General features: G+C 70.1%; 6 protein-coding genes. 3 read left to right on the top strand and 3 right to left on the bottom strand.

The genetic code is table 11. The annotated features are described in order from the left end of the window. Positions 1-192: 192 nt before the first annotated feature. Entirely contained in the window at positions 193-831 is a 639-nt protein-coding gene (lepB, locus tag AC1ROD_RS02750; RefSeq protein ID WP_492946724.1) for a signal peptidase I, read from the top strand. Between the two features lie 632 nt (positions 832-1463). Next, the gene (locus AC1ROD_RS02745) at positions 1464-2345 is read left to right on the top strand and encodes an AraC family transcriptional regulator (protein ID WP_492946723.1); all 882 of its coding nucleotides are present in this window, start codon (positions 1464-1466) and stop codon (positions 2343-2345) included. Between the two features lie 31 nt (positions 2346-2376). On the opposite strand, the gene AC1ROD_RS02740 is transcribed toward AC1ROD_RS02745, so the two are convergent. Beyond that, positions 2377-3195 (bottom strand): alpha/beta hydrolase, encoded by an 819-nt coding sequence (locus AC1ROD_RS02740; RefSeq protein ID WP_492946722.1) that lies wholly within the window; start codon positions 3193-3195, stop codon positions 2377-2379. Between the two features lie 23 nt (positions 3196-3218). After that, positions 3219-4634, bottom strand: a complete 1416-nt coding sequence (locus AC1ROD_RS02735; RefSeq protein WP_492946721.1) for an alpha/beta fold hydrolase — start codon at positions 4632-4634, stop codon at positions 3219-3221. 106 nt (positions 4635-4740) lie between these two features. Here AC1ROD_RS02735 and AC1ROD_RS02730 point away from each other — a divergent pair, with 106 nt between their 5' ends. Next, positions 4741-5640 carry a LysR family transcriptional regulator gene (locus tag AC1ROD_RS02730; protein WP_492946720.1) on the top strand — a complete coding sequence of 300 codons (900 nt, stop codon included), beginning with the start codon at positions 4741-4743 and terminating at the stop codon, positions 5638-5640. Here AC1ROD_RS02730 and AC1ROD_RS02725 read toward each other — a convergent pair. Next, entirely contained in the window at positions 5637-5990 is a 354-nt protein-coding gene (locus tag AC1ROD_RS02725; RefSeq protein WP_492946719.1) for a hypothetical protein, read from the bottom strand. The genes AC1ROD_RS02730 and AC1ROD_RS02725 overlap by 4 nt on opposite strands. Between the last annotated feature and the right edge of the window lie 10 nt (positions 5991-6000).

Here is a 6000-nt window from a genome sequence, read left to right as displayed (position 1 = left end):
GCCCCCCCTCACCGCGTACGCCGCGTCTGTAGCCGGCCCCCTCCACCGCTTCGCGGTCCCCCTCCCCCAACGGGGGAGGATCACGCCTCCGCAGGTCGCCTGCGGGGGCGTTTTCGTGTCCGGACACGATTTCCGGGCTGTCCGGACAGGCATTTGATTGCGTGAGGCGAGGCGGCGGGGTCGGATGCGGCCATGACCGAAATCACCGAACCGACCACCCCTTCCCCGGCCACAACGGCGGCCCCGTCCACGCGCGGCGAGATCATCGAGATCGTCCGGACCGTGATCGCCGCCCTGGCTCTGGCGACGGTGCTCAGGGTCTTGCTGTTCCAGCCCTTCACCATCCCCTCGTCGTCGATGGAGCCGGGGCTGGTGACCGGGGACTATATCGTGGTGTCCAAGTTCTCGTACGGCTGGAGCCGGGCGTCCCTGCCGCTGAACCTGCCGTTGATCCCGGGCGAAGGGCGGCTGCTGGGCCACGGGCCGAAGCGCGGCGATGTCGTCGTCTTCCGCCTGCCGCGCGATCCGAAACAGACCTGGGTCAAGCGGGTTATCGGCCTGCCCGGCGACCGGGTGCAGGTGACGGGCGGCGTGGTGTCGGTGAATGGCGTGGCCATTCCGCAGGCGGCCGAGGGCCTGACCCACGACTTCGACGCGCCGTTGCGGGAGGTGATGCAGGTGCGCGAGACGGGCGTCGGGCTGCTGCCGGCGAAGAACATCATCGGCAAGGCCGAGATCGTGGTCGGGTCGTGGAACGAGGGCAGCGCCCTGATCAAGCCCTGGACCTGGTTGAACCTGCGCGGCAACCGGTTCTTCAAACCGATCCGCTGAACCTCCCTGGTTATCCCGTTGCCAGTGGCCCGAAGTCGTGGGAGCCTTGGCCATGCTCCCGCTCCTCGCCGCCCTGATGCTGTCTCTGGCCCCGTCGCCGGACGCCGACCCCTCCGGGATCGCGCCGCAGGGGACGGCAGTCGTTTTCGGGACAGTCAGTCAATCCGAATGGTGCCCCGCGGGGAATGTCAGGGTGGACCTGAGAACCGGAGACTACGCCTTCACCGCGAGGGCTCCGCGCGCTGTCTGTCAGGATGAAGGTCTGGAGCGACCGATATCCGAAGGCCGGCTGGACGGGCCACGGCTTCGCGCCCTGAGGCAGGCCTTCCAACGCGCTGTCAGAGACGGCCTGACCCGCCGTCGGGACGACCCGGCCGCCAATGAGATTGTGTTCAGCAACGGCGGACTCCACGTCCTGGTGGTGACAGACGGACGGAGAACGGACGCGGCGCCGGCCGAGCTGGGCCGATGGACGGATGCGGCCTCGGCCTTGCATGACCTGTTGGACGAAACCTTCCCGTCACCGAGACGGTAGAGCGCGGCGGCCCGATGGCCGCGTCAAACCGCAAGATCGGTCGAGCGCGCGCAGCGGCCTTGCCTCAGACAGGCCTCGTCACGAGGATGCGAGGACGATGACGGCGACGCTGACCCCCTATATGGCCCGGATGGCCCGGGTGCTGGATCATATCGACCGGCGCCTGGACGGCGATCTGGACCTGGAGAGCGTCAGCGCCGTCGCGGCGTTTTCGAAATTCCATTTCCACCGGCAGTTCAGGGCGACCTTCGGCCTGTCGCTGCACCGCTATGTCCAGCTGGCCCGCCTGAGACAGGCCTCGAAACGGCTGGCGGACGTGGGCGGCGACAGCGTCACCGACATCGCCCTGGACGCCGGCTACGAGACGCCCGACGCCTTCGCCCGCGCCTTTCGCCAGAGGCTGGGACAGTCGCCGTCGGACTTCCGGAAATCTCCCGCCTGGGAGCCGTGGCTCGCGGCCTTTTCGCCGCTCAACTCAGCCCGGAGCCGGATCATGCCCCAGACCTTCACGAACGCCGACGTTGTCATCCGCGAGACCGCCCCGATCCGGGTCGCGATCTTCGAACACCGGGGCGACCCGGAAACCCTCGACCGGACCATCCAGCGCTTCATCGCCTGGCGGAAGTCGCAGGGCCTGTCGCCCGCCAACAGCACCACCTTCAACATCTGGCACACCGATCGCCGCCCGGCGAACCCCGCCGACTACGCCATGGATCTGTGCGTCGGCCTGCCCGAGGGCCATGTGTTTGAGGCGGGCGAGCAGGACGTCCGGGAGGGCGAGATCCCCGGCGGGCGCTGCGCCGTGCTGAGGGTCACTGGCGACACCCACAATCTGGAGCCGCCCGCCCTGTTCCTGTACCGCGACTGGCTGCCCGACAGCGGCGAGGAGATGCGCGACTTCCCCGTCTACGCCCAACGGTTCTTCCTGGAAGCGCCGGAACAGGGGACGGCGGCGGAGGTGCATCTGCCCCTGAAATAGGGAGCGGCGAGGGGGCGGCGAGCCCCCTGCCCTACTCCGCCGTCGCCCGGTCGATGAAGGCCAGGGCGATGTCGGCGACCTCGGCGAGACCCCCGTCGACGGTCAGGGAGTGGCCACGGCCGTCGAGCTGGAACAGCTCGGTGACGGCGGCCTCGTTGCGACGCTGGAGGGTCCAGGCGGCGCGGACGACGGGGGGCGGGACGGTGTGGTCCATCCGGCCGCTCATCAGCAGAAGCGGCCCCCGGTCCGGGGCGCGGGTGTCGACGCGCGCCTCGGTCCAGGGATTGAGGTTGGCGGCGGCGGCCTGGAAGATCGGCTTGCCGGGCGCCGGAGCGTGGAAGGCGACGTAGAGGCGGTCGCTTTCGGCCGGATCGAGGGCGTTGCCGAAGGCGTAGCGGAACTGGCTCCTGCTCAGGGGGATCCGGCGGCCGGCGTTGGCGGGGTTGCCGAGCACCGGCCAGGCCGAACGCAGGGCCGAGAACGGCAGGGGCAGGACCCCGCGGAAGGGGGCGGGCGAGATGGCCACCGTCGCCCGCGCCAGACCCTCACCGGCCAGGATCTGGGCGATCAGGCCGCCGAAGGAATGGCCGACCAGGACCGGTTTGCGGTTCAGGCCCCGGGCGATCCCGGCGAAGTGGTCGCGGACCTTGCCGATCGTTTCGGGGCCTTCGAGAGCGCCCTCCTCCGCCGGCCAGCCGGGGGCCAGGGCGGCGTAGCCCGCGGCCTCGAAGCGTTCGGCCCAGGGAGCCCAGGACTCTGGCGCAAGCCAGAGTCCATGGATGAAGACCACCGGCTGCCGCCCGGAGGCGTTGGCGCGGTCGATGGCGGCCTGAAGGGTTCCGGTGGTCATGATCGTTCCTCCCCTTCCTGCGGTCAGTGAGCGGAACCGGCGACGTAGACGGTGTCGCTGGGGCCATTGCCGGTGATGCGGACGACGGCGGGTTCGTCGCGGGTGAAGGCGAAATGCGGGGCGCCGGCGGGCTCGGTGTAGAAGCCGCCCGTGGTCAGGGGACGGACCGTGGCGTCGGTCGCCTCACGGCCATAGCCGAAGAACCAGGCGCCCGAGATCACCGTGGCGAACCGGTCGTCCCGGTGGCTGTGCGACTCGATCCGGGTATGGGCCGGGACGTGGATCTCGAACGCATAGGGGCCGGGCTTCGACGGATCGCCGTAGAGAAGGACGGTCTGCACGCCCGCCAGACCCGAGGTTCCGGCGCCGGCGCCCGAGGTCGGCAGGGCCTGGGTCTGGCCGAGCGACATGGCGGTCTGGCCCAGATGGCGGCCCGTTGGGGCAGCGGGCGGCGTGCCGTCGAGGAACTCGCGGATGGCGGCGACGGTCAGGGCCGGTCGCTCTTCCATGAGCCAGTGGCCGGCGTCGGGGATGACGCGTTCCTGCACATCGACCGCGCCCGCCTGGGTCACGACGGCCATGGTCGAACCGAAGCTCTTCGCCCCGCCGACGGCGAGGACGGGCATGGTCAGCTTGCCGTGCTCGGCCAGCCAGGCGCGGTTGTCGATCGCGTCCTGATCGAAGGCGGCGAACTGGCCGAAGCCGGCGTGCATCCGGCCCGGGGCGGCGTAGAGGGCCGCGAAGTGGGCGCGCGAGGCCTCGGTGAAGCGCGAGGGGTTGGCCGAGAACTCGTTCCAGAAGCGATCGAGGTAGATGCGCTCACGCCCCTGAACCAGACGCTCCATGTCCGGGCCGCCGAAGCGGAAATGCCAGAGCAGCGGGTTCTTGAGGATGTCTTCCCACGGGCCGATGCCGGGGACCGGGGCGTCCATCAGCACCAGCCGGGTCACCTTGTCCGGATGCCGGGCGCTGAGGGCGTAAGCGACCATATTGCCGATGTCATGGGCGACGACATCGGCGCGGTCGACATTCAGGGCGGCCATGACGCCGAGGATGTCCTCGGCCTCATTGGCCTTTTCGAAGCCGCCGGTCGCGGTCGCCGACAGGCCCATGCCGCGCAGGTCGGGCACGATCACGGTGTGGTCGCGGGCGAGGTCGGCGGCCAGAGGCGCCCACATGTCGCCGGTCTCGCCATAGCCGTGCAGCAGGACGACTGCCGGGCCCGAGCCGCCGATGCGGACATGCAGGGTCGTGCCGTTGGCCGCGATCTCCTGCGTGCGGAAGCCGGCGGGGAATTCAAAGGCCGGGCGGGCGGATGCGGAGGCGGCGGCAGGCTCGGTCTGGGCGAAGACCGGGGCGGCGACCATCGAGGTCGCGATCACGGTCAGGGCGGCGCCGGCGAGGGCCAGGCGGCGGAAGGCGGTTTTGGCGTTGGTCATTGGTCGATCTCCTGAGAGCCCCTATCGGCTGAGACGGAGATTTACAGAGCTCGGCGAACGCGATTAGTCGGGAGCTCGGCGAAGCATTCTTGATCGGGGAGCAAAGATGGCGGTGACCGGGGCGGATCGCGCGCGCGAGCTGGAGGTGTTCGTGGCCGTGGCGACGACCGGCAGCTTCTCGGGCGCCGGGCGGGCGACGGACATGACGCCGTCGGGGGTCAGCCGCACCATCGACCGGCTGGAGGCGCGGCTGGGGGCACGGCTGATGCTGCGCTCGACCCGAGCCCTGACCCTGACGCCGGAGGGCCAGACCTATCTCGGCGCGGCACGGCGCATCCTGTCGGATCTGGACGAGGCGGACCGGGTCATCGTCGATCTGGGCGCACCACAGGGACGGGTCAGGGTCACCGGCGCCATCTCGCACGGGCGGCACTGTATCGTGCCCCTGCTGGCCGGGTTCGCCGAGCGCTATCCGAAGATCGTCGTCGACGTCCATCTGACCGACGCCATGATCGATGTGGCGGCGGGTCAGGCCGATGTGGCGGTGCGCTCGGGCGTGCTGCCGGACAGCACCCTGACCGCGCGCCGACTGAGCGAAAACGGGCGGACCGTCGTCGCCTCGCCCGAATACCTGGCCCGGCGCGGGACGCCGAAGACGCCGCGCGACCTGCTGGACCACGACTGTCTGAACTTCAACTTCCGCCGCACCGAGCCGGTCTGGCCCTTCCGGGAGGACGGGATCGATCATGTCATGAAGATCGACGGCGTCATGGAGGCCAACAGCGGCGAGACCCTGTGCCAGCTGGCCCTGGCCGGGGTAGGCATCGCGCGGCTCGGGAACTTCTGCCTCGACGACCACATCCCCCAAGGGCGGCTCGTGCCCCTGCTGGAGGAATTCAATCCGGGCGACTCAGAGGTCTTCCAGGCCGTCTTCGTCGGTGGGCCCAACATGCCCGCGCGGGTGCGGGTCTTCGTGGACTATCTGGTCGAGCGGATGCGGGGTTAGCCTGCGCGGAACTCCGCATAGCTGACCACGCCGTCGTGGTTGCGGTCGAGGCGATCGAAGGCGGCGCGGGGATCGGCCCCCGCATTGATTTGGGCGTGGGCCGTTTGGGCCAGAGAAGGCGCGGCGACGGCCCCGATGGCAAGGCCGGCCGCGGCGGCGGCGAGGGCCTGCCACAGGCTGACGCGGGGGCGACGCGGCGCGGCCGTCAGCTCGCCGTCGATGAAGCGGCGAACGGCTTCGGAGGCCGTGCGGCCCTCGGTCTGGCAGCGCGCCATGAAGGCGGTCTTGGTCTGATGGGGCAGCCGGATTTCGAGCGTCTCGCTCTTCTTCGGCGACATCTGGCGGGTCATCGGGCGTGTC

Source organism: Brevundimonas sp. GW821-FHT12E07 (genome assembly GCF_058807035.1).
Note: the sequence above shows the minus strand (reverse complement) of the source record. Positions and strands in the feature narration are given on the sequence as shown.